26 protein-coding genes and 2 pseudogenes are annotated in these 25,801 nt (G+C 69.3%); 9 read left to right on the top strand and 19 right to left on the bottom strand.

What is annotated here, in order from left to right:
* Positions 1 to 127 precede the first annotated feature (127 nt).
* The 14 genes from AB0O76_RS21035 to AB0O76_RS20970 all read right to left on the bottom strand — a co-directional run bounded on the left by AB0O76_RS21035 (position 128) and on the right by AB0O76_RS20970 (position 13,034).
* A complete protein-coding gene (locus AB0O76_RS21035) occupies positions 128 to 1,303 on the bottom strand; it encodes an acyltransferase (RefSeq protein WP_365493235.1) in 1,176 nt (391 codons plus the stop codon).
* A complete protein-coding gene (locus tag AB0O76_RS21030) occupies positions 1,296 to 2,261 on the bottom strand; it encodes an alpha/beta hydrolase (RefSeq protein ID WP_365493232.1) in 966 nt (321 codons plus the stop codon). The genes AB0O76_RS21035 and AB0O76_RS21030 overlap by 8 nt, the downstream gene beginning before the upstream one ends.
* A 171-nt stretch (positions 2,262 to 2,432) precedes the next feature.
* Positions 2,433 to 3,308 (bottom strand): alpha/beta hydrolase, encoded by an 876-nt coding sequence (locus AB0O76_RS21025; protein WP_365493229.1) that lies wholly within the window; start codon positions 3,306 to 3,308, stop codon positions 2,433 to 2,435.
* A gap of 200 nt (positions 3,309 to 3,508) precedes the next feature.
* Complete coding sequence (gene kynU / locus AB0O76_RS21020) at positions 3,509 to 4,714, bottom strand: kynureninase (RefSeq protein ID WP_365493227.1); 1,206 nt, start codon at positions 4,712 to 4,714, stop codon at positions 3,509 to 3,511.
* Positions 4,707 to 5,537: a tryptophan 2,3-dioxygenase family protein gene (locus tag AB0O76_RS21015; protein ID WP_135336349.1), complete on the bottom strand. Its 831-nt coding sequence runs from the start codon at positions 5,535 to 5,537 to the stop codon at positions 4,707 to 4,709. Before AB0O76_RS21015 ends, kynU begins: the two co-directional genes overlap by 8 nt.
* A gap of 149 nt (positions 5,538 to 5,686) precedes the next feature.
* Positions 5,687 to 6,100: a DUF3151 domain-containing protein gene (locus AB0O76_RS21010; protein WP_365493224.1), complete on the bottom strand. Its 414-nt coding sequence runs from the start codon at positions 6,098 to 6,100 to the stop codon at positions 5,687 to 5,689.
* A 103-nt stretch (positions 6,101 to 6,203) separates the two neighbouring features.
* Complete coding sequence (fbaA, locus tag AB0O76_RS21005) at positions 6,204 to 7,226, bottom strand: class II fructose-bisphosphate aldolase (RefSeq protein WP_365493221.1); 1,023 nt, start codon at positions 7,224 to 7,226, stop codon at positions 6,204 to 6,206.
* A gap of 110 nt (positions 7,227 to 7,336) precedes the next feature.
* Positions 7,337 to 7,888, bottom strand: a complete 552-nt coding sequence (pyrE, locus tag AB0O76_RS21000) for an orotate phosphoribosyltransferase (RefSeq protein ID WP_365493219.1) — start codon at positions 7,886 to 7,888, stop codon at positions 7,337 to 7,339.
* A 19-nt stretch (positions 7,889 to 7,907) separates the two neighbouring features.
* Positions 7,908 to 8,696 carry an aldose 1-epimerase gene (locus AB0O76_RS20995; RefSeq protein WP_365493216.1) on the bottom strand — a complete coding sequence of 263 codons (789 nt, stop codon included), beginning with the start codon at positions 8,694 to 8,696 and terminating at the stop codon, positions 7,908 to 7,910.
* Between the two features lie 43 nt (positions 8,697 to 8,739).
* Positions 8,740 to 9,519, bottom strand: coding sequence for an SRPBCC domain-containing protein (locus AB0O76_RS20990; protein WP_365493213.1), 780 nt, complete (start codon positions 9,517 to 9,519; stop codon positions 8,740 to 8,742).
* A gap of 57 nt (positions 9,520 to 9,576) precedes the next feature.
* On the bottom strand, positions 9,577 to 11,154 hold the full coding sequence (locus AB0O76_RS20985) for a polyamine aminopropyltransferase (protein WP_365493210.1): 1,578 nt from the start codon (positions 11,152 to 11,154) through the stop codon (positions 9,577 to 9,579).
* A gap of 112 nt (positions 11,155 to 11,266) precedes the next feature.
* Positions 11,267 to 11,785, bottom strand: coding sequence for a DUF2617 family protein (locus AB0O76_RS20980; RefSeq protein WP_266864079.1), 519 nt, complete (start codon positions 11,783 to 11,785; stop codon positions 11,267 to 11,269).
* Between the two features lie 329 nt (positions 11,786 to 12,114).
* Positions 12,115 to 12,372, bottom strand: coding sequence for a hypothetical protein (locus tag AB0O76_RS20975; protein ID WP_365493207.1), 258 nt, complete (start codon positions 12,370 to 12,372; stop codon positions 12,115 to 12,117).
* Between the two features lie 218 nt (positions 12,373 to 12,590).
* Positions 12,591 to 13,034 carry a tyrosine-type recombinase/integrase gene (locus AB0O76_RS20970; protein ID WP_365493205.1) on the bottom strand — a complete coding sequence of 148 codons (444 nt, stop codon included), beginning with the start codon at positions 13,032 to 13,034 and terminating at the stop codon, positions 12,591 to 12,593.
* Positions 13,035 to 13,129: 95 nt separating this feature from the next.
* Between AB0O76_RS20970 and AB0O76_RS20965 the strand changes: the two are divergent.
* Positions 13,130 to 13,878: pseudogene (locus AB0O76_RS20965) on the top strand (transposase family protein).
* Between the two features lie 350 nt (positions 13,879 to 14,228).
* Positions 14,229 to 14,462, top strand: coding sequence for an excalibur calcium-binding domain-containing protein (locus AB0O76_RS20960; protein WP_365493202.1), 234 nt, complete (start codon positions 14,229 to 14,231; stop codon positions 14,460 to 14,462).
* Between the two features lie 50 nt (positions 14,463 to 14,512).
* Here the strand turns inward: AB0O76_RS20960 and AB0O76_RS20955 are convergent, their stop codons facing one another.
* Positions 14,513 to 14,686 (bottom strand): DUF6233 domain-containing protein, encoded by a 174-nt coding sequence (locus tag AB0O76_RS20955; protein WP_365493822.1) that lies wholly within the window; start codon positions 14,684 to 14,686, stop codon positions 14,513 to 14,515.
* 456 nt (positions 14,687 to 15,142) lie between these two features.
* Between AB0O76_RS20955 and AB0O76_RS20950 the strand changes: the two are divergent.
* A pseudogene (locus tag AB0O76_RS20950) lies at positions 15,143 to 15,347 on the top strand (IS5/IS1182 family transposase); the annotation flags it as partial.
* A gap of 5 nt (positions 15,348 to 15,352) precedes the next feature.
* On the opposite strand, the gene AB0O76_RS20945 reads toward AB0O76_RS20950, so the two are convergent.
* Positions 15,353 to 15,754 carry a hypothetical protein gene (locus AB0O76_RS20945; protein WP_365493200.1) on the bottom strand — a complete coding sequence of 134 codons (402 nt, stop codon included), beginning with the start codon at positions 15,752 to 15,754 and terminating at the stop codon, positions 15,353 to 15,355.
* 396 nt (positions 15,755 to 16,150) lie between these two features.
* On the opposite strand from AB0O76_RS20945, the gene AB0O76_RS20940 reads away from it, so the two are divergent.
* A complete protein-coding gene (locus AB0O76_RS20940) occupies positions 16,151 to 17,398 on the top strand; it encodes a pyridoxal phosphate-dependent aminotransferase (RefSeq protein WP_365493197.1) in 1,248 nt (415 codons plus the stop codon).
* An 88-nt stretch (positions 17,399 to 17,486) separates the two neighbouring features.
* Here AB0O76_RS20940 and AB0O76_RS20935 read toward each other — a convergent pair whose 3' ends face one another.
* Positions 17,487 to 18,029 (bottom strand): YbjN domain-containing protein, encoded by a 543-nt coding sequence (locus AB0O76_RS20935; protein WP_365493194.1) that lies wholly within the window; start codon positions 18,027 to 18,029, stop codon positions 17,487 to 17,489.
* 93 nt (positions 18,030 to 18,122) lie between these two features.
* On the bottom strand, positions 18,123 to 20,750 hold the full coding sequence (gene clpB / locus AB0O76_RS20930; protein WP_365493191.1) for an ATP-dependent chaperone ClpB: 2,628 nt from the start codon (positions 20,748 to 20,750) through the stop codon (positions 18,123 to 18,125).
* A 96-nt stretch (positions 20,751 to 20,846) separates the two neighbouring features.
* Here clpB and AB0O76_RS20925 point away from each other — a divergent pair, with 96 nt between their 5' ends.
* Complete coding sequence (locus tag AB0O76_RS20925) at positions 20,847 to 21,260, top strand: pyridoxamine 5'-phosphate oxidase family protein (protein ID WP_365493188.1); 414 nt, start codon at positions 20,847 to 20,849, stop codon at positions 21,258 to 21,260.
* A 109-nt stretch (positions 21,261 to 21,369) separates the two neighbouring features.
* Here AB0O76_RS20925 and AB0O76_RS20920 read toward each other — a convergent pair whose 3' ends face one another.
* Positions 21,370 to 21,777 carry a hypothetical protein gene (locus AB0O76_RS20920; protein ID WP_365493186.1) on the bottom strand — a complete coding sequence of 136 codons (408 nt, stop codon included), beginning with the start codon at positions 21,775 to 21,777 and terminating at the stop codon, positions 21,370 to 21,372.
* Positions 21,778 to 22,081: 304 nt separating this feature from the next.
* Here AB0O76_RS20920 and AB0O76_RS20915 point away from each other — a divergent pair, with 304 nt between their 5' ends.
* From AB0O76_RS20915 to AB0O76_RS20900, 4 genes are all read left to right on the top strand, one after another.
* On the top strand, positions 22,082 to 23,071 hold the full coding sequence (locus AB0O76_RS20915; protein WP_365493183.1) for a helix-turn-helix transcriptional regulator: 990 nt from the start codon (positions 22,082 to 22,084) through the stop codon (positions 23,069 to 23,071).
* The gene (locus tag AB0O76_RS20910; protein WP_365493180.1) at positions 23,068 to 24,039 is read left to right on the top strand and encodes a LuxR C-terminal-related transcriptional regulator; all 972 of its coding nucleotides are present in this window, start codon (positions 23,068 to 23,070) and stop codon (positions 24,037 to 24,039) included. The genes AB0O76_RS20915 and AB0O76_RS20910 overlap by 4 nt, the downstream gene beginning before the upstream one ends.
* 75 nt (positions 24,040 to 24,114) lie before the next feature.
* The gene (locus tag AB0O76_RS20905) at positions 24,115 to 25,098 is read left to right on the top strand and encodes a helix-turn-helix transcriptional regulator (RefSeq protein WP_365493178.1); all 984 of its coding nucleotides are present in this window, start codon (positions 24,115 to 24,117) and stop codon (positions 25,096 to 25,098) included.
* A gap of 248 nt (positions 25,099 to 25,346) precedes the next feature.
* Positions 25,347 to 25,727: a hypothetical protein gene (locus tag AB0O76_RS20900; RefSeq protein ID WP_365493175.1), complete on the top strand. Its 381-nt coding sequence runs from the start codon at positions 25,347 to 25,349 to the stop codon at positions 25,725 to 25,727.
* The last annotated feature ends 74 nt before the right edge of the window (positions 25,728 to 25,801 follow it).

The following is a 25,801-nucleotide window of genomic DNA, read 5'->3' as shown; positions in this document are numbered from 1 at the left end:
CCACAACTGGTCGCGCGGCACCCGCAGCGCGGACAGCACGAAGCCGCCGAAGCCCTCTCCGCCCCGCTTGCCGCCCCCGGCACCCTTGGCGCCCTCGGTCCCACCGTCCCCCGTCACAAGATCAACCTTAGGCACCCCGCACCGCCTTCGATGCGGGCCGGTGCACCCGCACCACCCGCGGCCCGCCTCTGCCGCTGCCGCCGCCCCCTTGCTCGTACGTACGGAAGGCCGCCCAGCAGACCGCGAGCCCCGCCGCGAAAACCGGCAGCCAGGCGATCCTGGCGAGCACCCAGCCGAGGCCGTCCGGCACCGTGTGCAGCCCCGGCAGCGGAGAGCCCGCGAGCAGGCCGAGCGCGGTGACCGCCATGAGAGCGGTCTGGTGCCACAGGAAGACCGTCATCGCGGAGAGGTTCACCAGCGCCACCGCCGCCCAGGCCGTGGGCCGCCGCAGCCATCGCCCGAGCGGCTCCCGCACAAGCAGGGCGAGCCCGCACTGGGCGAGGCCGAAGGCGACGGCCGCCAGGGTCGGCGGGTCCAGGTTGGAGACCGTGGCGCCGGGGACGCCGACCATCGACGCCGGGTACCCGGCCCACAGGACGAGCCCGGCGGTCGCCGCCGCACCGCCCGTGAGCAGCACCAGGCCCGAACGCCGGGTCAGCTCGCCGCGCGTCCACGCGGCGCCCAGCGTGTACGGCACCAGCCAGCCCGCCGCCACATTGATCCAGCCGAGCCAGGAGGGGCCGCCGAGCCCGAACCGTATGAGATCCACGTGCAGTACGACGGCCAGCGGCCACAGCGGGTTGATCCGCGCCACCAGCGGTGTCGCCGCCGTCAGCGCCGCGAAGACCAGCAGGAACCAGAGCGGCGAGAGCGCCAGCTTGAACAGGGTGTGGACGGTCTCCAGGCCCGCGCCCGATGCGAGCATGCACCCCGCTGCGACGGTCCACAGCACGAGCACGGCGGCGACCGGCCGGAAGAGCCGCGCGAGCCGGACCGTCAGCCACGCCCGGTAGCCCGTGCCCCGCGCCCGCGCCGACGCGTAACTCTCGGCGGCCACGTGCCCGCCCACCAGGAAGAACACGGCGAGCGTCTGGAAGACCCAGGAGATCGGCGCAAGCCACGGCATGTGCCGCAAGGGGCTGGCCGCGTGCAGCCCGCCGCTGTCCGGCACGATCGCGGTGACCAGCCAGTGCCCGAGGACGACGCCGAGAATGGCGAGGGCACGCAGGGCGTCCACGGCACGGTCGCGGTCGGGCGGGGTCGCGGCGTCGACACGGCGGACGAATGCACGTACGTCACGCATGAGAGGCCCCTTCCGGGCTCTGGCCGCGCACGATCCGCGCGAGGCTGTCCAGCGCTACGGACCCCGGCTTCAGGTAGTCGCTGTGACCGCCGCCGCCCGCCGGGAAGACGCGCGCACCGAAGCCGGGCGACACCGGGTCCGTACCGAAACCGACGGTCGTCCCGAACAGACCGACGCTGCTGTGCGGCACGTCGGATATCCAGTCGTCGCCGCCGCGCCCTGCCCAAATCCGTGTGTGCGTACGGGACTTGAGGTCGGCCGCCCGGTCGACCCCGACGCCCGGGCTGCCGTACAGCGCGATGTCGGCGACATCCAGGCCCTTCGGCCCCTGCGCCGCCGCCCGCCCGCACACGACCGACCCGTACGAATGGCAGAGCAAAGAGAGCCGCGCACCGGGGTTGACACCACGCAACTCACCTACAAAGGACCTGAGTTCGGGAGCGGCCTCCTCCGCGCGGCCCGTCGTCAGAACGGCGGGGCTGACCGTGCCCGGCGTCTCGTAGCCGAGCCAGGCGACGACGGCCGTGCGCGGGCCGAGCCGCTCGTGCAGGGCGACGGCTCCCGCACGGAATCTCCCGTAGGTGTCGATGCCCGTGTCCGAGCCCGGCACCAGGACGGCGACCCGTTCCGCGGCCGCCAGATCGCCGAGCACCTCGGCGGTGCGGCCCGCGCCACGGCCGTCGAAGGAGAGGAAGTTCCGCTCAGGAGAGGCCATGGCCCGCAGCCGCTGCGCCCTGCCCCGGTCGCCGTACCGCTCGGCCATCCCCGCGGCCTCGGCGGCGTTGGCGCGGTTCGCGTCGTACGCGGTGTCCAGCGTCGCCGCCGAGAGGGGCGGCACGGCGGCCGGGGCGGGGGCCGGGACCTGCGGGCGCGCCGCGGCCGACACCGGCACGACGACGGCGCCGACGACCAGCGCGGCAAGCAGGGTGCGGCGCAGCCGCCCGGCCCGGATCTTCATGGGTGCCTTCCCTTCCGTACGAGACGCGTCGTACGCGATGCGCGTCTCTGGAAAGGAAGTTATGGATCAGGACTACTGGTCGGCATCACACCGTGGGACTCACTTGCGCCGTAGCTCTCAGGTATTACGGGTAGCCCACGGTCCCGTCCTGGAGGTCATACCTGAGGCCGCCTAGAAGGCCAGTTGCGCGATCTCCTCCGCGACCACGGCGCAGGCGTCCGCCGCCGGATCGATCAGCGGGAAGTGCCCCACGTCTTCCAGGAGCGTGACCCCGACGACCTCGCCCGCCTTCGCCGCGGCGTCGGCGTACGACTCGGACACGGCGTACGGCACGACGATGTCGGTACGTCCCTGAACGACGGCGGTGGCGATGCCGGTCGGCAGCAGGGCGGCCGGATCGGCATGCGGCAGCCGCTCCTCGAACTTCCCTTCCCCTCCCAGGAGTTGAAGAGCGGCATCCGCGCAGACCCCCAGCTCCTGAGCGACCCGGAAGTCGGCGATCGGGGCGAGGGCGACGACGCCGCGCAGGGGCGCGGGCCGTTCGGTGCGCCAGGGTGATCCTGCGGGCAGCACATGCCGTGCGGCGGCCCACAGGGCGAGGTGTCCGCCCGCGGAGTGCCCCGTCACGACGGTGCGGCGCGGGTCGGCGGACGGCAGGAACTCCCTGACGAGGCCGGGGAGTGCGTCGAAGGCGGCGGCGACGTCGTCGAAGGTCTCGGGCCAGCGCCCGGCGACGGGCCCCTCCCCCTGCACGGGGATGGAACTCCCCCGCCGGTACTCGACGTTGGCGACGGCGAATCCGCGTCTGGCGAGGAAGTCCGCGAAGGGGGTGATGTGCTGCCGGTCGTACGGGGCGCGCCAGGCGCCGCCGTGCAGGACGACGACGAGCGGGGCGGGGGTTTCCGTGCGGATGCGGGGTTCGTAGAAGTCGACGACCTGGTCGGGGTGTTCGCCGTACGCGGCGGTGACGTCGGGCGGCACCGCGGGGTGCGAGAAGGCGGCGTCGGCCTCGGCGGCATCGCGGGCCACGGCGGCGTCGTCCGGCATTGCGACAACCTCTCTGCGGGTGGGGGGAACTGCGGGGCGGGGAGACTGATTCTTGTGATCTTCCCCTACCCCGCCCCTTCCAGATACCGGGGAGGCTAGGGCCTGTCCGATGGGTCCTGCCGGGGTCGCGACCCCTGGCACGCACAGCCCTGCTGAATCGGCACCCGGCACGAAGACCGGCCTGACCCATCGGACAGGCCCTAGGAGCCTGCCAGCACCCCGGCCAGCACCCCCGCCGCCCGCTCCGCATCGGCGAAGCCCACGTACAGCGGTGTGAAGCCGAAGCGGAGGACGTCCGGGGAACGGAAGTCGCCCACCACGCCCGCCTCGACGAGGCGCCGCATGACATCCCCGGCGTCCTCGCACCGCAGCGCGACCTGACTGCCCCGCTCACCATGAGCGGCCGGAGTGATCGGCTCGACCCTCCCCGCAGGGACGTAAGCCGCCACGCACTCCAGGAAAAAGTCCGTCAACGCAAGGGACTTGGCCCGCACGGCCTCGATCGAGACGCCGTCCCAGACATCGAGCGCCGCCTCGAGCGCCAGCATCGAGAGGATGTCGGGCGTACCGACACGGCCCCGCAGGGCCCCCTCCGCCGCCTCGAACTCCGGCCGCATCCCGAAGGGCTCCGCATGCGAGTTCCAGCCGGGCAGCGGCGAGTCGAAGCGACCCTGCAGATCCGCCCGTACGTAGATGTACGCAGGCGAACCGGGCCCCCCGTTCAGGTACTTGTACGTGCACCCGACCGCGAGGTCGACGCCGTGCTCGTCGAGCCCGACCGGCAGCGCACCGGCCGTGTGGCACAGGTCCCAGACGACGAGCGCGCCCGCCTCGTGCACGGCGGCCGTCAGGGACGGCAGATCGTGCAGGCGTCCCGTGCGGTAGTCGGCGTGGTTCAGCAACACCGTCGCCGTGCGCGGGCCGAGCACGCCCCGTACCTCGCCGGGCGTGACCGCCACGACCCGGCAGCCGGTGAGCCGCGCAGCGGACTCGGCGATGTACCCGTCCGTGGGAAACGTCGTCGCGTCAACGACGATCTCGTCGCGCCCCCCTGCCGGGTCACCCGCCATGCGTACGGCGGCGACCAGTGCTTTGAAGACGTTGACGCTGGTGGAGTCGCCGACCACGATCTGGCCGGGGGCGGCGCCCACCAGGGGCGCTATGCGGTCGCCGATGCGCTCGGGCGCGGTCCACCAGCCGCTCTCGTCCCAGGAGCGGATGCGGAGTTGCCCCCACTGCCGTGAGATGACGTCCGCGACGCGTTCCGGCACGGCTGCCGGCAGGGCGCCCAGGGAGTTGCCGTCCAGGTAGACGGTGTCGTCGAGGACGAACTCCTTGCGCTTCGCGCCGAGTTGGTCGTCGGCGTCGAGCTTCGCCGCTCGCGCCTTCAGCAGGGCCTCAGACATGGCTCCTCGCAGTCCACAGCTCGGGGAACACGTTCTTCACCGCACGCTTCTCCAGCCACGCCACCCCGGCGGAGCCGCCCGTGCCCGTCTTGGAGCCCATCGCGCGGCGCGTCGCCACCAGATGGTCGTTGCGCCATCGCCACACCAGCTCGCCGACGTCCGTCAACGTCTCGCCGAGGCGGGCCAGTTCATCGCTCTCGTCACCGGAGTAGAGGTCCGTCCACACCTTCTCGACCTCGGGCGACGGCTCGTACTTCTGCGTCAGGTCCCGCTGCAGCACGGCGTCCGGCACGGCGTGCCCACGACGGGCGAGCAGCGCCAGGACCTCGTCGTACAGGCTCGGCTCCTGCAGCGCCTTCTCCAGCTCCTGGTGGACGCGCGGCGCGCCCCTGTGCGGCACCAGCATGGACGCGGACTTCTCGCCGAGCAGGAACTCCATGCGGCGGTACATCGCGGACTGGAATCCGGACCCCTCGCCGAGCGCGGCGCGGTAGGAGTTGAACTGCCCGGGCGTCAGCTGGGCCAGCGGGCGCCAGGAGGCGTTCAGCGCCTCCAGCTCGCGGATGCTGCGCTTGAGTGCCGCCACCGCGACGGGGATGTCGTCGCGGCGCAGGGCGTGCGACGCGGTCTCCCACTCGTGGACGATGACGGTGAACCACAACTCCATCACCTGGGTGGTGACCAGGAAGACCATCTCTCCGGGATCTTCGGAGCGGGGGTGCTGGAGGTGGGTGAGGACGTCCGCCTGGACGTAATCCTCGTAAGGGGTGGTGCCGGCGAAATCGAGGTTCGGGGTTTCCGCCTCGTGGGACATCGCGGACATCGCGGTCTCCTTGAATACGTACTACGGGTAGCGGTCCGCCCCTGCCGTTACCGACACGGGGGCCCCGGTCCCCACCGGCATCCTCCGCAACATCCCACGAAACAGCAAGACCTGCCTGGTCACAGCGGCGCCCAGGCAGGTCTCAGGGGCTAGCCCAGCGTGTCCGCCGCCGTCTGGGACGAGTCCCTCAGGAAGCCGGCGCAGCGCTCGTACTCCTCCTGCTCGCCGATGGCCTGCGCGGCGCGGGCCAGGGCGTGCAGGGCGCGCAGGAAGCCGCGGTTCGGCTCGTGCTCCCACGGCACCGGGCCGTGGCCCTTCCAGCCGCTGCGGCGCAGCGAGTCGAGGCCGCGGTGGTAGCCGGTACGGGCGTACGCGTACGACTCGACGACGCCGCCACGCTCGAACGCCTCGTCGGCGAGCTGCGCCCAGGCGAGGGAGGAGGTGGGGTACTTGGCGGCGACGTCGGCGGGCGCCGCGCCGTTCGCGAGCAGCTCGCGCGGCTCGGGGTCGTCGGGCAGGTGGGTCGGGGGCGGTCCCCCGAGCAGATCCTTGTGAATGGCCATGGGTTCCAGTCTGCGCCATGACGGCATGCGACGGGCCCGGCACCCCGTGCTGAAGCGGGATGCCGGGCCCGTGGCAGGGACCGTGCCGGTTGGACCGTGCCGGTTACTTCAGCTTCGTACCCGTGGAGCGCAGGTTCGCGCAGGCCTCGCTGACGCGCCCCGCCATGCCCGCCTCGGCGAGCTTGCCCCAGGTGCGCGGGTCGTACTGCTTCTTCGAGCCGACCTCGCCGTCGACCTTCAGGACGCCGTCGTAGTTGCGGAACATGTGGTCCGCGACGGGGCGCGTGAAGGCGTACTGGGTGTCGGTGTCGAGGTTCATCTTCACGACGCCGTTCTCAAGGGCGGTCGCGATCTCCTGCTCGGTGGAGCCGGAGCCGCCGTGGAAGACGAAGTCGAACGGGGAGGTCTTGCCGTACTTGGCGCCGACGCCCTCCTGGAGGTCCTTGAGGAGCTCCGGGCGCAGGACGACGTTGCCCGGCTTGTAGACGCCGTGCACGTTGCCGAACGAGGCGGCGAGCAGGTAGCGGCCCTTGTCGCCGAGACCGAGCGCCTCCGCCGTACGCAGCGCGTCGTCGACCGTCGTGTACAGCTCGTCGTTGATCTCGTGGCTGACGCCGTCCTCCTCGCCACCCGTCGGGGTGATCTCCACCTCGAGGATGATCTTCGCGGCGGCGGCCTTCGCGAGCAGCTCCTGGCCGATGGCCAGGTTGTCGGCGAGGGTCTCGGCGGAGCCGTCCCACATGTGCGACTGGAAGAGCGGGTTCCGGCCGGCCTTGACGCGCTCGGCGGAGACGTCGAGCAGCGGGCGGACATAGCCGTCCAGCTTGTCCTTGGGGCAGTGGTCGGTGTGCAGCGCGACGGTGACGTCGTACTTCTCGGCGATGATGTGCGCGTACTCGGCGAGGGCCACGGCGCCCGTCACCATGTCCTTGTTGTACTGGCCGCCCAGGAACTCCGCACCACCCGTGGAGATCTGGATGATGCCGTCGCTCTCGGCCTCCGCGAAGCCGCGCAGGGCCGCGTTCAGGGTCTGCGAGGAGGTCACGTTGATGGCCGGGTAGGCGAACTTGCCTGCCTTCGCCCGGTCCAGCATCTCGGCGTAGACCTCGGGGGTTGCGATGGGCATGTGTCCGCTCCTTGTGATGTGCGGGTGTGTGCTTTGGCCCTGACCTAAGGGGGCGACGTCATCGTCGCCCCCATCTTTCCAGACTCGCCGGACGGCTCCAGCCGTCGGACCTAGTCCAGTCCGAGGTCGTCCTTCGAGTACGCGAAGAGGTACGGCACCCCGGCGCCCTCGGTGATCTTCTCGCCCGCCCCGGTGGCGCGGTCGACGATGGTCGCGACGCCGACCACCTCGGCACCGGCCTCGCGCACGGCCTCGACGGCGGTGAGCGGCGAGCCGCCGGTGGTGGAGGTGTCCTCGACGACGAGTACGCGGCGCCCCTTGATGTCGGGCCCTTCCACCCTCCGCTGCATGCCGTGCGCCTTGGCGGCCTTGCGCACGACGAACGCGTCGAGCTTCTCGCCGCGGGCGGCGGAGGCGTGCAGCATGGCGCCGGCGACGGGGTCGGCCCCCATGGTGAGCCCGCCGACGGCGTCGTAGTCGAGATCTGCGGTGAGGTCGAGAAGCACCTGGCCGACCAGCGGGGCGGCCTCGCCGTCGAGGGTGATGCGGCGCAGGTCGACGTAGTAGTCGCCTTCCAGACCCGAGGAGAGGGTCACCTTGCCGTGCACGACGGCCTTGTCCTTGATCTGCTGCAGCAGAGCGCCGCGTACGTCGTCAGTCATGTCTGCCAGCTTAAAGCCGCTACAGCCGCGTCCAGGTCCAGGTCGTCGCCGTCTCCAGGGGCTCGATCGGGGTGACGAGGCGGGGCAGGGTGTTGAGCCCGTCCGGCGGGCCGGTCTGCGGCTCGACGCAGACGGCGGCGTCCTGCTCGTCGTACACGACGACCCATGGCTCGCGGCTCTTCACCTGGAGCCGGAGCTGCTCGGGCCAGGTGAGGGTGACGTCGACGCCGTCGGGCATGCCGAAGCAGTCGTCCCAGGGGCCGGGGGTGGGGGTGATGCGGCGGCCGGTGGGGAGGTGGTCGTCGCCGCGCTCTTCCTGCCAGGCGGCGCTGAAGTCGACGCGCACGTCGTCCTGGCCGAGGTTCCGGTTGAACCACGGGTGCCAGCCCGCCTGGGCCGGGAACGAGTCGCCGTAGGTCTCGATGCCGAGGGTGAGGGTGAGGGAGTCCTCGGTGAGGGCGACGATCTGGGTGACGCGGCCCTGGTAGGGCCAGGGCTCGGCGAGGTCGTACGTGAAGGTGGCCTCGGTCGCCGACGCCCGGGCGGTCTTCCACCGGGCGTCACGGGCGAAGCCGTGGATGGCGTGGGGCGGCGAGTTGAGCGGCATCTGGTGGCTCGTCCCCCCGTTACGGAACCGCCCGTCCCGAATCCGCCCGCACCAGGGCACCATCGGGAAGCACCCGTACCGCTCCCCTTGCCGCAGCAGCTCCTTGCCGCCGACCCGCAGACTCCCCACCCGGCAGCCGTTCCCCGCCTGCACGGTCACTTCCGCGTCACCCGCGGCCAGCGTCACGTCATCACTCATCACGGGCTCGACCCTACGGGGTTCGTCCTCAGCGGGGCCCGGGAAGCTACCGGCGCTTCCTCAAGGCTCGGCCCAGGACGATGGCCGAGGCTACGACCACCGCCGCCGCCGGCGCGGCCCAGCGCAACGTGGCGCTCGTCGACATCGCCTCCGCCGCAGGCGCCGGCGCGTACCGCCCCCGCGGCGGCGCGTGATCGACCTCCTCCGCGCTGCGGCCGATCATCGTCCGCCGGGCGTGCGCAGCCTCCGCAGGCGGCGCGATGACGTCGTCGTCATCGTCCACGTCATCGAACGACGACGGCGGCACCTCGGTCTCGAAGACGGAGACTTCAGGCGTCACTGGCTCGGGGTCGGCCTCCGGCGAAGAAGCGGGCTCCGCCTCAGCCACCGTCTCCGCAGCCAGCGACGCCGCAACCCCTGCCGCGAACCGCTCAAGAAGCCTCCGCACGGCCCCCTCCACAGCCTGTGGAGAACTTTCCGCGACCCGCCCGTCGGCGGACGCCGTCCCCCCGAACAGCACCCGCGCCCCACCGTCCGCCGGAACGACCCGCACCGTCAGCGAGATCTTCACGGAGCCGCTGCCGCGCACCTCCGTGCCCTCGCCCTCCACCACGTAACCGTCATCGCCCCGTGCGGCGACCCGCGCCGCACCCCGGTACGTGATCGTGTGCCCCCCGACCCGCACCTTGAGACGGCCGGAGAGCGGCGCGGCCGCCTCGTCCGCGTCGCGCTGAAGCCCGGGCACCGCCCCGGCGACCCGCTCAGGGTCGCCGAGCACTTGCCGGAGGCGGTCTGCGGGAACCGGAACGAACACCTCATGCTCCATGGCAGTCGAGCCTACCCACGGGCCCCGCACCATGTACGTCAGTTCGCCGGTTCCTCCTCAGTTCGCGTACCGCGGGTGCACCAGTGTGGAGGGGGTGAGCCCTCGCGGCCGCGGCCGTTCGGCGGATTCGGCGGACTCCACGCCCGCCTGTTCCAGCGCCGCCGTCCGGGGTGTCGCGAGGGCGGGCACGGTCCGCGCGGCGAGGACGAAACCCCAGTCGCGCGGCGCCGCACCGCCGTCCGCCGTCCGGTCGGGCCCGGCAGCGAACCCGGAGACCCTGCCGCCCGCCAGGTACGGCGCGGTCCGCAGCCCGGCCGCCCGCAGCGTCGTCTCCACCGTCCAGAAGACCCGCGGCCGCGAGGAGACGGGCCCCGCGTGCACGGCGAGCCGCCCGCCGGGCGCGAGCGCACGGGACGCGAGGCCGTAGAACTCCTGCGAGTACAGCTTGGTGCTCGCCGTGATGCCGGGGTCCGGCAGATCGGAGATGACGACGTCGTACGTACGCGGCGGCGACCGCAGCCAGCGGAACGCGTCGGCGTTCACCACCCGCACCCGTCGGTCCCGGTACACCTGCCCGTTCAGCTCGCTCAGCGCGGGATCGCGCCGCGCCAGACGCACCACCCCCGCGTCGAGCTCCACCACGTCCACCCGCTCGACCCCCGGATGCCGAAGCACCTCGCGCGCCGCGAGCCCGTCGCCGCCGCCGAGGATCAGCACGCGCGCGTGCGGCCCGTTCATCGCGGGGTGGACCAGCGCCCGGTGGTAGCGGTGCTCGTCGCGTCCGCTGACCCTCAGCCGCCCGTCGAGGTAGAGGTCGAGCGAGCCGCTCGGCCCACCGGTGAGCACCACTTCCTGTACGTCGGTCTGCACCGCGACCCGCACATCCTTCCCGTACACCGCACGCCGCGCCGCCGCCTCGAAGTCGCCGACGAGTACGGCGGCCGACGCGAGAAGCCCGAGCACGGTGACGTTCGCGACGATCAGGACCCAGCGCGCCCGGGTGCTCAAGTCCCGCCGGAACAGGCCGAATACGAGGGCGCCGCCCGCGATCGCGTTGATCGCCCCGGTCATCAGGGCGCCGGTCAACTGCCCGAAGAGCGGGAGCAGCAGGAAGGGGAAGGCGAGCCCGCCGACCAGCGCGCCCACGTAGTCGGCGGCGAACAGATCGGACACCGCACCGCTCGCGTCCTGTCGCCTGATCCGCTGGATCAGGACCATGAGCAGCGGCACTTCGGCGCCGATGAGCAGCCCGATGGCGAGCGAGAACGCGACGAGCAGATACCGCGAACCGCTCGCCCACACCTCGCCCCGGTCGCCGGTCCAGGCGAACGCCGCGTACAGAGCCATCGCACTCAGCCCGCCGACCAGCGCGAGCGCCGCCTCGACCAGACCGAAACCGGCGGCCGCGCGGTACCGCAGCCGCTTGGCGAGCAGCGAGCCGATGCCCATGGCGAAGACCATCACGGACAGGACCACCGAGGCCTGGGTGACCGAGTCGCCGATCAAGTACGAGGCGAGGGCGACGAGTTCGAGTTCGTAGACCAGGCCGCAGGCCGCGCAGACGAAGACGCCCGCGAGGACGAGGAACCGCCCCGTCCGGGGCGTGACGGGCAGACGCGTTGACGGCTCTCTCACGCTGGGAACGCTACGTCACAGCATGCTCACACCGGGTCCCCCACAAGGGTGCATCTGCTCCACACCCCGCCCCTCTGAAGATCCTTCAGATCCCTGGGACCTCTTGGATCTCTCAGATCCCCGCGTGGATCCGCACGCCCACCCGGGTCCGCGTGGCCACCAACTGGCCGTCCTGCGGATACGCGTGCCACGTACGCCACTGCACAGCGCCCTCGTGCCGCTGCGCCAGCATCGCCGTGAAAGCGTGCGGGCTGCCGGGGAACACCCCGGCGAGGCCATACGGATGCTCCGACACCAGTGCGAGCAACTCCTGTGCCCGGCCCGCGAACTGCCCTCGGGAGAGCGTCTCGACGCGCGCCGCGAATTCGTACTCCCACTCGCCGAGGCGCTTGGAGACACCGAGCGGCAGCGGCGTACTGCTGCCGGGAATGCAGGCGACGGTCTCGGAGCAGCTGCCCTGCTCCTCCTCGAGCAGCACCTGATGGGAGGCCCCCAGGAGCCTCAACTCCATCTTGGCGTCGTCGAGTTCGAGTTCGAGTGTGGCGAGCGCGGGCAGCGGCTCGCGCCCCAGAGTCCAGGCGAGGTCTGCGGCGCACGTGTCGGTATAGACAGTCTTCAGGGTCGTGAGCATGGGTCGGCTCCGCTAACACGCAAAGGAGGTGGTGCCGGCGCACCCGGTCGGTCACCGGGAGGCCGGAATGCCGGCTCGTGCCCACGAGAACGTCCTTGTTGTCCAAGTCGTCCGTCCGAGGGCGGCGCTGACGGTTAAGAGGGAATCATGGACTGCTGCACTGCCACAGCGTTTTTACCCAACTTCGTAGGGTTTCCATCCCCTCGGGGGCTCCACAGCTCAACTGTTCAAGGACTTCTTCGAGTTCTTCACCAGTCAACGACAAAGTGCCCGGCAGGAGTTGTCTCCTGCCGGGCACTTCAACGGATCGACGGACCAGCTGCCCCGTGTCAGCTGCCTCCGCCGCCTCCACAGCCGCCCCCGCCGCCCCCGCCGCACGAGGAACCGCCGCCGCAGGAGGAGCCGCCGCCACAGGAACTTCCACCGCCGCTGTCGCCACCGCCGGCCCACCAGCCGCCGCCGGACGCCGCGCCGCCGGACGCCCCCGAGCGCGACCGCCCGCCCCGTCCGCTGCCGGCCGCCGAAGCGAGTGCGACGACCACCAGAACCACCGCGACAAACACGAAGACGAAGACCATGACCTTCACGCCCTTTCTGTTCCCCCGAAGCAGGCCCCCCGTGGGCCGCGTTCTTTAAGACGTTGTTGTGTGCCGTTCTTGCACGCTGGTCTCGCGTGCCGTTCTTGCGTGAAGGGGGAATGCCCCGGCCCAAGCCGACGCAAAGCAGAGTTGAGGAAGTTCAGAGGGTTCTCGTGGGGTGACGGCCCCTGACCTGCTCAGAGAGACAGTTGGGGGGCGTCCGCGCCTCACTGGGCCGTCTGTGGGCCGTCATCGCCTGCGGAAAGGGCTCCAAAGACCTGGTCGATGGCGCGACGGGCGCGCTCTCGACTGTCGGGCATCAGATGGGCGTACACGCGCAATGTCAGCCCCGGATCGGCGTTGCCCATGTACTCGCTGACGGCCTTGATGTTCTCGCCCGCATCCAGCAATGCAGAGGCGTAGAAGTGCCGCAGGGTGTGCATGCCGTGCTCGCGTGCGCCCGCTGCAGGACGGTCTGCGCGAGAAGGTCGCCCTCGATGAGATCGTGAGTAGCGAGACGCCGCCTTCGCGGTGAGTACGTCGGTGCGCCTCAGCAGCCCTTCTGCCGTGGCGCGTGCCTCGCCCAAACTCTCTTTGATCAGCGCGAGTTCAGCGTAAGTGAGGCCCGCTAGCTCGTTCCTTCGCTCATTGAGCCTTTTCAGCGTGGCCACCGATCGGGTGATGGCCGCGGTGCCCGCAACGCACAGGGCTCCCGCGCCGTTGGGTGAGGTGTTCGAAGTCTCAACCGGTCGGCCCAGGAGCCCTGTTGGTTCCCTATCCTGCCGCACTCGACCTGCCGCATGCGCTGGTCGAGTGGGTCACGATGCTCACCGTCACCCGTGAGGGTGACCGACGCTGCAAGCTCCCGCCGCACCAGCGTGCCCTCGTCGGCCTGGTCTACCTCCGTCGGCACTACACGCTTACGCAGATCGCCGCCGGATTCGGCATATCCGTCGGCACCGCCCACGCCTACACCACCGCGGTCGTGCGGCTCCTCGCCGACCGGGCGCCGGGCCTGCTCAAGACCCTGCGAGAGCACGACCCCGACTACGTGCTCTTGGACGGCACCCTCAGCGAGTGCGACCGCCTGGGCGACGGGCGGGCCGACTACTCCCACAAACACCGACGCCACGGCGTGAACGTCCAGGTCGTCACCGATCCCGAAGGCCGGCTTCTGTGGATCTCGCCGATCCTGCCGGGCCGCGCTCATGACCTGATCGCCGCCCGCACCCACCGCATCATCCGGATCTGCGAACGCCAGGGCGTCCCGATCGTGGCCGACCGCGCCTACATCGGCGCAGGCCCCTGGGTCACCACCGCCACCCGCCGCCCGCCCAACGGCGAACCGTCCCCGACCGAACGGACGCTGAACCGCGCACTCGCCCACGCCCGAGCTCCCGTCGAACGAGGCGTCGCCCGCCTCAATCCTGGCGGATCTTCCGCAGAAGCCGCTGCAGCCCGAACCGCATGACAGCCATCGCCGCCGCGGTTCTCACCCTAGAGAGGCGACGCTGAAAGGGCTCAATGTGCGGCCGACGTGAGCGCGTGATGCACTGCTGTGGTGAGCGGAACCAGCCATGGCCGGTAGCGGCGGACAGCAGCGGCGGGGGCCTATTTGGCGTGCGCGTCGGTGCTGGGCCGGGATGGGTCTGCTGGGCCGAATCGTCACGGCGGTGGTTGCCGCGACGGTTGCCCTGCTCGTGCTGTTGGGCATCGTGGGGGCGATCCTCGCTTCTTGCGGGTATGACGCGGATGAGCCACGGGCACCAGCTACAACCAACGCTTCCCCCACCCCAAGCCCCTCGCCGTCGAGCCCGACGCCTACTGAACCGCGACCGTCGCCCACTGAGACGGTCACGCCGCCTGTGTCGCCCAGTGAGAGAGTCACACCGCCGCCGCGTCCGCCGGAGACAGCCACGGAGACGAAGACAGAGACGCCGGAGCCCACACAGCGCCCCGAGTCGTCAGCAGCTCCGGATGTCTATTACGAGAACTGCGACGACGCACGGGCTGCCGGCGCGGCGCCGCTGCTCGTCGGGCAGCCGGGCTACCGCCCCGAGCTTGACGGCGACGGAGACGGGATCGCCTGCGACCCGTAGGTGCAGCGCATGCGTTACGGAGTAGGCGCAACCGGCCGCCCCGTACGTAGTCAGTCCAGTACGCCGAGCTCAGAATCGGGGCGGCAGTGCGGGCACGAGTCGACCTGCTCGTACAGAGCCCGACGTGCTTGGTCCTGAGGGACGCCGCGCGACCGCTTGCCTGCCATGCGGCAACCACCGACGTGGACGTACACCGGGGCGCGTCCGTCGAGACCCTGCTCTATGAGCCAGTCCAGCGCTGGCGGTCGGGCCTGCTCGCCCCGGAGCCGCTCGGCCCTGCTCCATCAGTTCAAGCGCCTCGCCATCCGCAGGGAACGACACATCGAACTCCACGACGCTTTCGTCTCGTTGGGCTGCAGCCTCATCTGCTGGAGACGACTTAGGAAGGCCGGATCATGATCGCGTTACAAGTTCTAAATTTGCCCTCCCGCGCGTAGGTAGCGCCTCAGCCTTGCTGTGCCTGCCTCCCGGCGGGCAACGACGGCTCCGCCGCAGCTCAGAGGACCTTCCTCGGCCATCGCATCAGGCCCTCGAGCCCGGACGTGAGTTGGGTGGCTACCGATGGTGTGATCTGGTCGAGGGCCCGCAATGCGCGAGGCTCCCATGCCGTTTAGGAGGCACTGACGCCTCAAAGCACTCGCACAGGAGCCTCGTTGGTTCTCTAATCTGCCGCGCTTGGCCTGCCACATGCGCTGGTGGATTGGGTCACGAGGCTCTTCAGTCACCCGCGAGGGTGACCGACGTTGCGAGCTCCCACCACACCAATGCGAGCTCGTTGCTCTGGTGTGCCTGCGCAAGCATGACGCCCTCGCTCAGGTCGCCGCCACAGGATTCGGCGTCTCCGTTAGTGCCGCCTACGCGGTCTTTAACCTAGTCGCCGACCGTGCTCTTCACGCCCAGCCGGACTTCCATGCCCCGTAGTTGTGGTCGTGGCCTGATGATTCGTTGTACATCCATCCTTGAATCTTCATCGCTGACCCCTCAACCAAGTTGAGATTGCGGTCTTTGGAGTTGCCCTTTCCAGCGGCGCAAACCGCCCTGTATTCGTATTTGTTGGATGAGACCATTCTGCCGTATATGGTCACGCATGCGGATTCGCCGTCTTTGGCGTCGTCGTAGGCTCTAAGGAGGTCCCCCTTCGTACTGAAAGCCCCCCTGCCGTGCGAGCTGTAGGAGCCAGACGGGTTGGCCCAGTAGATGGTGTCAACGGCGTGCGCTTGGGTGCTAGAAGCGAACAGCGTCAAGGTCAGGGCAGTTACCCCGACGGATGCCCATTTGGTTGAATGCTTCACGAGTCCTCCATGCTGCCAATTAACCGATTTTCGCGGCGAATTCTATCACTGAGCCTATACAGCTGCCCCGCCAGTCGGGGAATTGCCGCGGGTGGGCAATGCATGAGACCCCGTGCCGCGGAAGAGGATTCGACGTTTCAACTCACCCGCTCAGGAGCCTCGTTGGTTCGGTGCGCGCCTACGGGCCGCGGAATCCGGGCCGGGCGCCCGTGTCCCTCGCCCGCAGCTCAACCGAGGAGGAGCCGGGCCGCCTGTGGGCCGTCCAAGGAGGATCGGCAACGACCGACAGCGGCCAACGACGACGACTCCGCCGCAGGTCAGAAGCCCCGCCTCGTACATCACTTCAGGCCCCCAAGCCCGTACGCGAGTTGAGGAAGTCCAGAGGTTCGGCGCAGGATGGCGGCCATGACCTCCACTGCCGGGAACGGCCGCCCGCTGCTCAACCGCCGCCTCGCCGAGTTCGGTACGACGATTTTCGCCGAGATGTCCGCGCTCGCGGTGAAAACGGGCGCGATCAACCTCGGCCAGGGCTTCCCCGACACGGACGGTCCCGAGGAGGTCCGCGAGGCCGCGGTCCGCGCGCTGCGCGACGGCCGCGGCAACCAGTACCCGCCGGGCCCCGGCATCCCCGAGCTGCGCACCGCGATCTCCGAGCACCAGCAGCGCCGGTACGCGCTCTCGTACGACCCCGACCGCGAGGTCCTGGTCACGGCGGGCGCCACGGAGGCGATCGCGGCGTCGCTCCTCGCCCTGGTGGAACCGGGCGACGAGGTGATCGCCCTGGAGCCGTACTACGACTCGTACGCGGCGTCGATCGCACTCGCGGGCGGCAAGCGCGTCCCCGTGACCCTGCGCCCGGACGCGGCGGCAGGACCCCGCGGCGGAGCCGCTAATCGACGGTTTCGCCTCGACCTGGACGAGCTGCGCGACGCGATCACGCCCCGCACCCGCCTGCTCCTCCTCAACACCCCGCACAACCCGACCGGCACGGTCCTCACGCGCGAAGAGCTGACGCAGATCGCGGCGCTCGCCGTCGAACACGACCTCCTCGTCATCACGGACGAGGTGTACGAACACCTCGTCTTCGACGACGGCGACGACACGACGCACATCCCGCTCGCCTCCTTCCCCGGCATGCGCGAGCGCACGGTGACGATCGGCTCGGCCGGCAAGACGTTCTCGTTCACCGGCTGGAAGGTCGGCTGGGTGACATCGACGCCGGAGCTCGTGACGGCGGTCCGCTCGGCCAAGCAGTTCCTGACGTACGTGGCGTCGGGCCCGTTCCAGTACGCGATCGCCGAGGCGCTTGCCCTCCCCGACGCGTACTTCTCCTCGTTCCGCGAGGACATGCGCGCCAAGCGTGACCTGCTCGGCGCGGGCCTGACCGCGGCGGGCTTCGACGTCTACCGCCCGGCGGGCACGTACTTCATCACCACGGACATCCGCCCGCTCGGCGCTGTGTCTTCTAAAGAAGGCGACGGCTTCGCCTTCTGCCGCTCTCTGCCGGAACGCATCGGCGTGGTGGCCATCCCGAACGCGGTCTTCTACGACCACAGGGACGCGGGGGCCCCGTTCGTACGGTTCGCTTTCTGCAAGAAGGACGAGGTTCTGGCCGAGGCGGTCTCCCGCCTGAAGTCGCTGTAGCTGCCGACCGGTCCCGTCACGCACGACAGCCCGGCCGAGGGGATGCACCCCGGCCGGGCTCTCGCGTACGTATGTGAAGCGTGAAGGCTCAGGCCTCGTCGTCGCCGGGCTTCTCGTCGCCGTCGGCGGAGTCGGCGTCGGCCTCCAGGCCGAGCTGCTCGACCAGCCAGCGGTCGAACTCGATCGCGGCCCGCACCCAGCTGACCGTCGACGAGACGAAGTGCTCGAGCGCTACGCCGGTGCCGATCAGCATCTGCGCCTCGCCGATGAGGCGGACGGTGCCGTCGTCGTGGGTGTGGGTGTAGACCTTCGGCCACAGCGTGCGGCGGTTCCAGTCGTCGATCGACTCGAGAAGCTGGGGCTTCTCGTCGATCCCGTGCGCGCGGTCGTAGAACGTCCGCACCGAGAAGACCTGCTGGTCCCCTTCGCCACGGAACATGAAGTACGTGCGGAACTCCTCCCACGGCGCCGCGAGGTCACCCTCTTCGTCGACGACGTGCTTGAGCTCCATCTGGTCCAGGAGCTGCTTGACCAGGTCCTGGTCGGGGACAACGGGGCCCGCCGGTCCATCGCCCTGCTGCGGTTCGGGCTGTCCCCCGAAATTCGGAATCGAGGACGGGTCGATGCTCACGTGCTTAGTCCCTTCGTACGGATTCCGCCATCCTCCCCCATGTCGGGCGGGGGCCCGCAACCCCCGCCCCGCATGTGTCCGGGTTCTGTCCGCTTACAGCGTCTTTCCGGTGGACGCCCCTGCTGAATCCGGTGCCGCGGGCCCGACGATCAGACCATCCCCGAACGTGTCGACGCGGACCGTGTCGCCGTCCTTGACCTCGCCCGCAAGGATCTCCTTCGCGAGCCGGTCGCCGATGGACGTCTGGATGAGACGCCGCAGCGGACGTGCGCCGTAGGCCGGATCATTGCCCTTGTCGGCCAGCCAGGCGAGGGCCTCGGGGGTGACGTCGAGGGTGAGCCGCCGGTCGGCGAGCCGCTTGGCGAGGCGGCCGATCTGCAGCTCGGCGATGTGCGCAAGCTCGTCCTTGCCAAGCGCGGAGAAGACGACGAGGTCGTCGAGCCGGTTGAGGAACTCCGGCTTGAAAGAGGCCCTGACGACTTCCAGGACCTGCTGCTTCTTCTCCTCCTCGGACGTGAGGGGCTCTACGAGGTACTGACTGCCGAGGTTGGAGGTAAGGATCAGGATGGTGTTGCGGAAGTCGACCGTCCGCCCCTGCCCGTCGGTGAGCCGCCCGTCGTCGAGCACCTGGAGCAGGATGTCGAAGACCTCCGGGTGCGCCTTCTCGACCTCGTCGAGGAGTACGACGGAGTAGGGGCGGCGCCGCACCGCCTCGGTGAGCTGACCGCCCTCCTCGTACCCGACGTACCCGGGAGGAGCACCGACCAGCCTGGCCACGCTGTGCTTCTCGCCGTACTCGCTCATGTCGATGCGGACCATGGCCCGCTCGTCGTCGAACAGGAAGTCGGCGAGCGCCTTGGCCAGCTCGGTCTTGCCGACGCCGGTCGGCCCGAGGAAGAGGAAGGACCCGGTGGGCCGGTCGGGATCGGCGATCCCGGCGCGCGTACGCCGTACGGCATCGGACACGGCCCGCACGGCCTCGCTCTGCCCGATGAGCCGCCTGCCGAGCCCGTCCTCCATGCGGAGCAGCTTCTGCGTCTCACCCTCCAGGAGCCGCCCGGCGGGAATGCCGGTCCAGGAGCCCACCACATCGGCAATGTCGTCGGGCCCGACTTCTTCCTTCACCATGGTGTCCTTGGCGTGGACGGCCTCTTCCTCGGCCTCGGACGCGGCCTCCAGGTCACGCTCCAGGGTGGGGATCTCGCCGTAGAGCAGCTTGCTCGCGGTGTCGAAGTCGCCGTCACGCTGGGCGCGCTCGGCCTGGCCGCGCAGCTCGTCGAGCTTCTCCTTCAGCTCGCCGACGCGGTTGAGGGACTGCTTCTCCTTCTCCCAGCGGGCGTTGAGCCCACGCAGCTCCTCCTCCTTGTCGGCAAGATCGCGCCGCAGCCTTTCAAGCCGCTCCTTGCTCGCGGGGTCGGTCTCCTTGCTGAGCGCGAGCTCCTCCATCTTCAGCCGGTCGACGGCGCGCTGGAGTTCATCGATCTCGAGGGGCGAGGAGTCGATCTCCATCCGCAGCCGGGATGCGGCCTCGTCCACCAGGTCGATGGCCTTGTCGGGCAGGAACCGGGAGGTGATGTACCGATCGGAGAGCGAGGCGGCGGCGACGAGCGCGCTGTCGGCGATCTGGACCTTGTGGTGGGCCTCGTACCGCCCCTTGAGCCCACGAAGAATGGCGATCGAGTCCTCGACGGACGGCTCGGCGACGAGCACCTGCTGGAAGCGCCGCTCCAGGGCGGCGTCCTTCTCGATGCGCTCGCGGTACTCGTCGAGGGTGGTCGCACCGACCATCCGCAGCTCACCGCGGGCGAGCATGGGCTTGAGCATGTTGCCGGCGTCCATGGCGGAGTCTCCGCCGGCCCCCGCCCCCACAACGGTGTGCAGCTCATCGATGAACGTAATGATCTGCCCGTCGCTCTCCTTGATCTCGGAGAGGACGGTCTTGAGCCGCTCCTCGAACTCACCGCGGTACTTCGCGCCGGCGACCATCGCACCGAGGTCGAGCGACACGAGCCGCTTGTTCTTGAGCGACTCGGGCACGTCGCCCTTCACGATCCGCTGGGCAAGCCCTTCGACGACGGCGGTCTTGCCGACGCCGGGCTCGCCGATGAGAACGGGATTGTTCTTGGTACGCCGGGACAACACCTGCACAACCCGCCGGATCTCCTGATCCCGCCCGATGACGGGATCGAGCTTTCCTTCTCGCGCGGCGGCGGTGAAATCGGTCCCGAACTTCTCCAGGGCCTTGTACTGACCCTCCGGGTCGGGTGTGGTCACCCGGCGCCCTCCCCTTGCCTTCTCGAACGCGTCGAGCAGTTTCTTCGCGGTGGCCCCGTGCTTGCTCAGGACCTCACCGGCGCTGCCGCCCTTGGCGGCGGTGCCGATCAGCAGGTGCTCGGTGGACAGGTAATCATCGCCCAGCTCCTTGGCTCGCTGCGCGGCATCGGCGATGACGGCGAGGAGCTCGCGGTTGGGCTGCGGCGGCGCGACGGTGGATCCCGTGACGCGGGGCAGGCCGCTCAGCGCTCGCTCGGCGTCGCCCCGGACGGCGACCTGATCCGCCTCGACGGCGGCGAGCAGATCGACGATGTTCTCGTTGTCCTGCCCCTCGAGCAGCGCGAGCAGCAGGTGCGCGGGGGTCAGGTCCGGGTTCCCGTCGGACACGGCCCGGCTGGTGGCCGCGTTGATCGCGTCCCGGCTCCGGTTCGTCAGCTCGGCGTCCACGTGCGTCGTCTCCTCCTTGCGTTATCTGACTTCGTAAGTGTACATAAAGTTGAGTCGATCCCACTCAAGGGAATGCTGCCGGGTAGGTTCCACTCCATGGCCATGGACCCCCGGAACCCGACCGCCCCGTACCTCAGCTTCTGGCGCGAACGGCATCTCTGCACCCTGACGACTCCCCGCCCGGACGGCACCCCGCACGTCGTCCCGGTGGGCGTGACGTACGACCCGGAGGCAGGGGTGGCCCGCGTCCTGGCCAACAAGTCGAGCGCGAAGGTAGGCCACATCCTCGCGGCGACGGGCGTGGACGGGCCAGGGGCGCGGGTGGCGGTCTGCCAGGTGGAGGGGCGGCGCTGGGCGACGCTCGAGGGGGTGGCGACGGTGCGTACGGAGGCCTCGGCGATCGGCGTGGCGATGGCGCGCTACGAGGAGCGGTACGGCAGGGTGCCCCGGCCGAACCCGGACCGCGTACTGATCGAGATAGCGCTGACGCGGGCGATGGGCAAGGCGTAGCGGCCTCGCGGGTCCGCACACACCACAGCGGCGCCACCGTGTTCAGGTCCACGGTGGCGCCGCTGCTGGGGGAAGCACCTACGCGATTTACAACGACGGGGGAATCGCGTCAGGCGCTGCGGGGGGTGGCTGTGATGGCTCTTGTAGTGGTGGAACTGGTTGAGCTGGTGGAACGAGTGGTGGAACTCTGCTGCTGTTGCTGCTGCTTCCGCTGACCCGGCTGTTCCGGCTCGCCGACCAGCTGATGGTCACGCCGATCGAGATTGACGAAGACCATCCCGTACCGAATGGCACACCGCACGGGCTGCGGCGCACCACGCGGCCTCCGGAGACACCGGTAGGCCCGGATCTCCTCTTCCTCGTCCCGGGTGACGACGATGGGCTCGCCGAGAAGAGTGACCATCAACGAGTCGCCTGCGTGGGGTATCGCGGTGGCGAGATCGATGAAGTGCCAGCCGGAGCGGTAGGCGGTGGCCATTTCTCGGCGGAAGGTGCGGTCGTCGGGGGGTGTGCTCATGCCTCTACACCCTTCGGGCCCAAGGTCCAGCCAAGATCCAGCGGGGCTGCGGAATCCGCACTCGCACGCGCTGGCTCGCTCTGCCAGCCGAGATCGAGAGTGCTCACCGTGCCCAAGACCAGCCCTGCGGAGAAGGTGGTGACAAGCACCGAGCGAAGCATGCGCTTAAACATGGTCGGCTTCGTCCTCACTTGGTAGGTTCCTCTCCCCCGGCTCAACAAGACGATGTCTCAATCGAGCACGTCAAAGCCACAGGGTCGATGCATCATGTTCCTGCACGTTCAGGACCCTGGGGGGTGGAGATTTGCTTACAAGCCACATAAAACCGACACATCCTCACCCCTCGACCCCACTTTGCGACGAGGGTTCGCGCCTCTACGCGACAGCTCTGGGCAACGGTCGCCTGGCACGCGCGGAGGCTGAGAACGCACCCTGCCTACTGGAATCCGCTCTGCTGCACCCGGACCCGGATGACGCCGACTGGCTACGACCGGTTTCCCCGTCCACGGCACTGGCCCAGCGTCTCCACCCCATCGAACGGGAAATCCAGGATCGGCGGAGACTTGCCGTACAGCTCGCCGATGCCTTTGAGCCATTCATGGCGATCACCGCACGGGCTGAACCGGCGACTCACGCGGTCACCGTGCTGGAGGGGGACGCCCGTATCCACGCGGCCATCGAGCGGGCCACGGCGGAGTGCCGTTCCGAAGTGCTCACCGTCCAGCCGGGAGGCGGCCGCAGCGAGAACACGCTGACAGTGGCGTTGCAACGCGGGCAGACCGTCCTGGACCGCGGCATCAAGATGCGCACGCTCTACCAACACACCGTCAGGCACAGCCAGGGGACCCTCGCCTACGCGGCACACATGGCTCAAGGCAACGTAGAAATACGGACCTTGGAGGAGGTGATCGATCGGCTGATGATCTTTGATCGCACCGTCGCACTCATCCCCGCGCGCGCCGACCAGCAAGTCGCCCTGGAGCTGCGTCACCCCGGCCTGGTCGAGTACCTCGCCAAGGTCTTCGAACAGCAATGGAGCCGTGCGACCCCACTGATCGACGAGGTCCCGTACCCTCCCTCCACCGACGGCATCACCGGAGTCCAACGCACCATCGCCAAACTGCTGGTGGACGGTTACGTCGACGAGGCAATCGCCCGCCGTCTGGGCATGAACGTCCGCACCTGCCGCGCCCACATCGCCAAGATCGCCGCCGCCCTGGGCAGCGGGAGCCGCGCTCAACTCGGTTTCCTGATCGCCCAGTCCGGAATCCTGGATCAGGATCGGGTGAGATGACCGTCGAGCAGCACTCCCACGGCCCTGCTGAGTTGTGCGAGGTAGGAACGGAGCTGTACGCCCGCGCACTGGGCGAGGGCCGGGTGCCGCGCCAGGAGGCCAGACAAGCCCCGTGTTTGGTCGACTTCGGACTCCTCCGCCCCTCTGCGGAGGAGCCACAGTGGCTATGGCCGGTAGCCCCTTCCGTCGCTCTGCCTCAACTCCTCGATTCGGTCGCGCAGCGAATCGCGGATCAACGTCGGCGCGAGGCTCGACTGGCCTCAGTATTCGAGCCGCTCATGACTCTCACTACCGGCGAGACCCCAGCCGCGAGCACCCCTGCCGTCACTGTCCTGACAGGGCTTCCTCATATCAACGAAGCCATCGACAAGGCCGTGGACCTTACCTCTGAAGAACTGCTCACCATCCAGCCAGGCGGTGCCCGACCCGCCGCAAAGCTGATGGAAGCCATCCCACAAGAGCAATCGATGCTGTCCCGTGGTACCCAGATGCGGACCCTCTACCAGCACACAACGCGCCACTCCCTGCCGACTCTCGCCCACTACGAACGACTCGACGGCGATGTCGAAGTCCGCACCCTCGACGAGGTAACAGAGAGGCTGCTGATATTTGACCGCACCGTTGCGTTCATCCCCGCCAGCAGCAACCGCTCCGTTGCCGTTGCCCTGGAGTTGCGTAACCCCGCTCTCATCGATTTCCTCGTCACGGCCTTTTACCGCATGTGGCGCTTGGCGACCCCCATGTTCCCGCACACCGCCCCGCAGCCCACGAACAACGGCATCACAACTCGCCAACGAGCCATCGCCACGCTCCTGACCGAAGGCCTCACCGACGCGGAGATCGCCGAACGTCTCGGTATGAACATCCGCACCGCCCGCGTCCACATCTCCAAACTCGCCGCCACCCTCGGCAGCAACAGCCGAGCCCAACTCGGCTACCTCATCGGCCAGTCGGGAATTCTTGGCTGAGGCGGTTGGAGCTGATGCTTCCCGTGCCCCCTTGCATAGAGTTGCGTCGATTCAACCAGGCAGGAGGGAGCTCCCATGGACACGAAGCACGTGCCACACACGGTTGAAGAGCTCTGCGAAGCGGGGCTGTCCGTCTACGCCCGTGCCCTGCGCGACGGCCGGGTCCGCGATGAGGACGCCGCGCAGACGCCCTGCCTCGTCGACTTCGGCCTTCTCCACCCCGACCTCGGCGACCTGCGGTGGCTGCTCCCCACCGCCCCCGCCGTCGCCCTACCCCGCCTCATACGAGGCATGGAGGACCAGGTCGAGGAGCAACGCCGCCAAGAGGCCCAGCTCACCGCGGCGTTCGAGCCACTCATAGCCCGCCACACGCAGCTCAGCTCCGGCGCCGTAGTCCCCGCCATCACCGTCCTCGACGGCCTCGAACGCATCAACTCGGCCATAGATCGCGCCATGAAGGACGTCTCGGAGCAGTTCCTCGCCGTCCAGCCCGGCGGTACCCGGCCGCCCGAGACGCTGGCCGAAGCCTTTCCCCGGGACCAGGCGATCCTGAGCCGGGGATGCCGAATGCGGACCCTCTACCAGCACACGACACGCCATTCCCTGCCCGTGCTCGCCTACTTCGAGCAGCTCGACGGCGACGCCAAGGCCCGCACCCTGGACGAGGTCACCGACCGGCTCTTCATCTTCGACCGCACCGTGGCGTTCATCCCTGCAAGCAAGGACCGCAGCCTTGCCCTCGAACTCCGCCACCCGGCGCTCGTCGATTACTTCGCCACCATTTTCTGGCGGCTGTGGCGCCTGGCCACACCCATGTGGCCCCAGGCCGCCCCTCAGCCCTCCGAGAACGGCATCACGCCTCGCCAGCGCGCCATAGCCACCCTCCTCGTCGAGGGCCTAACCGACGCCGAAATCGCCGCCCGACTCGGCATGAACGTCCGCACCGCCCGAGTCCACATCGCCAAACTCGCCGCCACCCTCGGCAGTCACAGCCGCGCCCAACTCGGCTATCTCATCGGACAGTCAGGAATCCTCGACCAGCAAACCCCGCAGCTTTGACGGCTTTTGCCCCTTCCTCCGCCTCCTGCACAGCAGCAAGATGAGGCTGGCGGCGCCCCGCTCGCACCCCGCATGGTGGATCCCAGTGGAAGGAAACACCGCGCCTCTGCCGGGGCAGATTCCGCTGATGCAAGGCTCTGCGAGTACTCCAGCCGCAGGGCCGATTTCCCCCGAGCAGCCTCGGCCGGCCGCCCCCGTGGCCGGCCGAGGCGCTCTCTCAGTGCACTCACACATCGCGAGGAGACACCATGTCCAGACGAAGAGCGGCCGCGAATGTCATCGCCACCGCCGCTGCCGTGATGGCCTTAATGGGCGCAGGCCAGGCATTCGGCGACGCGGGCGAGAATCTCGATTCCTCGACCGTCGGCTCCAAGACGTGGAGCCACGAGAACATCGGCAACAAGAACGTGAAAGTCATGGACACCGAGCCCGACAGCCACCCTGTCTACTCGCTGTACGACCGGCGCACCAGCACCGGAAAGCGCCTGGACAACCACAAGGGCAACGGTGAGACCGCGAAGAGCGGCGATGACTCCCGCAACTACGTGACCAAGGTGACAGCCTGTGTCAACGTTCAGTTGAGCCCTGACCGGTGCGGCTCCGACGACCGTCCGGGCGACGGACGCTGATTTCGAACGCGGGGGCGGACGAATCGACCTCGCCCGCCCCCGCGGCACACATTGTGCACCTGATGGCCGAACCG

The sequence above is a fragment of the Streptomyces sp. NPDC086554 genome (assembly GCF_040686095.1).
Classification (GTDB): domain Bacteria; phylum Actinomycetota; class Actinomycetes; order Streptomycetales; family Streptomycetaceae; genus Streptomyces.
This window is presented reverse-complemented; position numbering and strand designations above follow the sequence as displayed.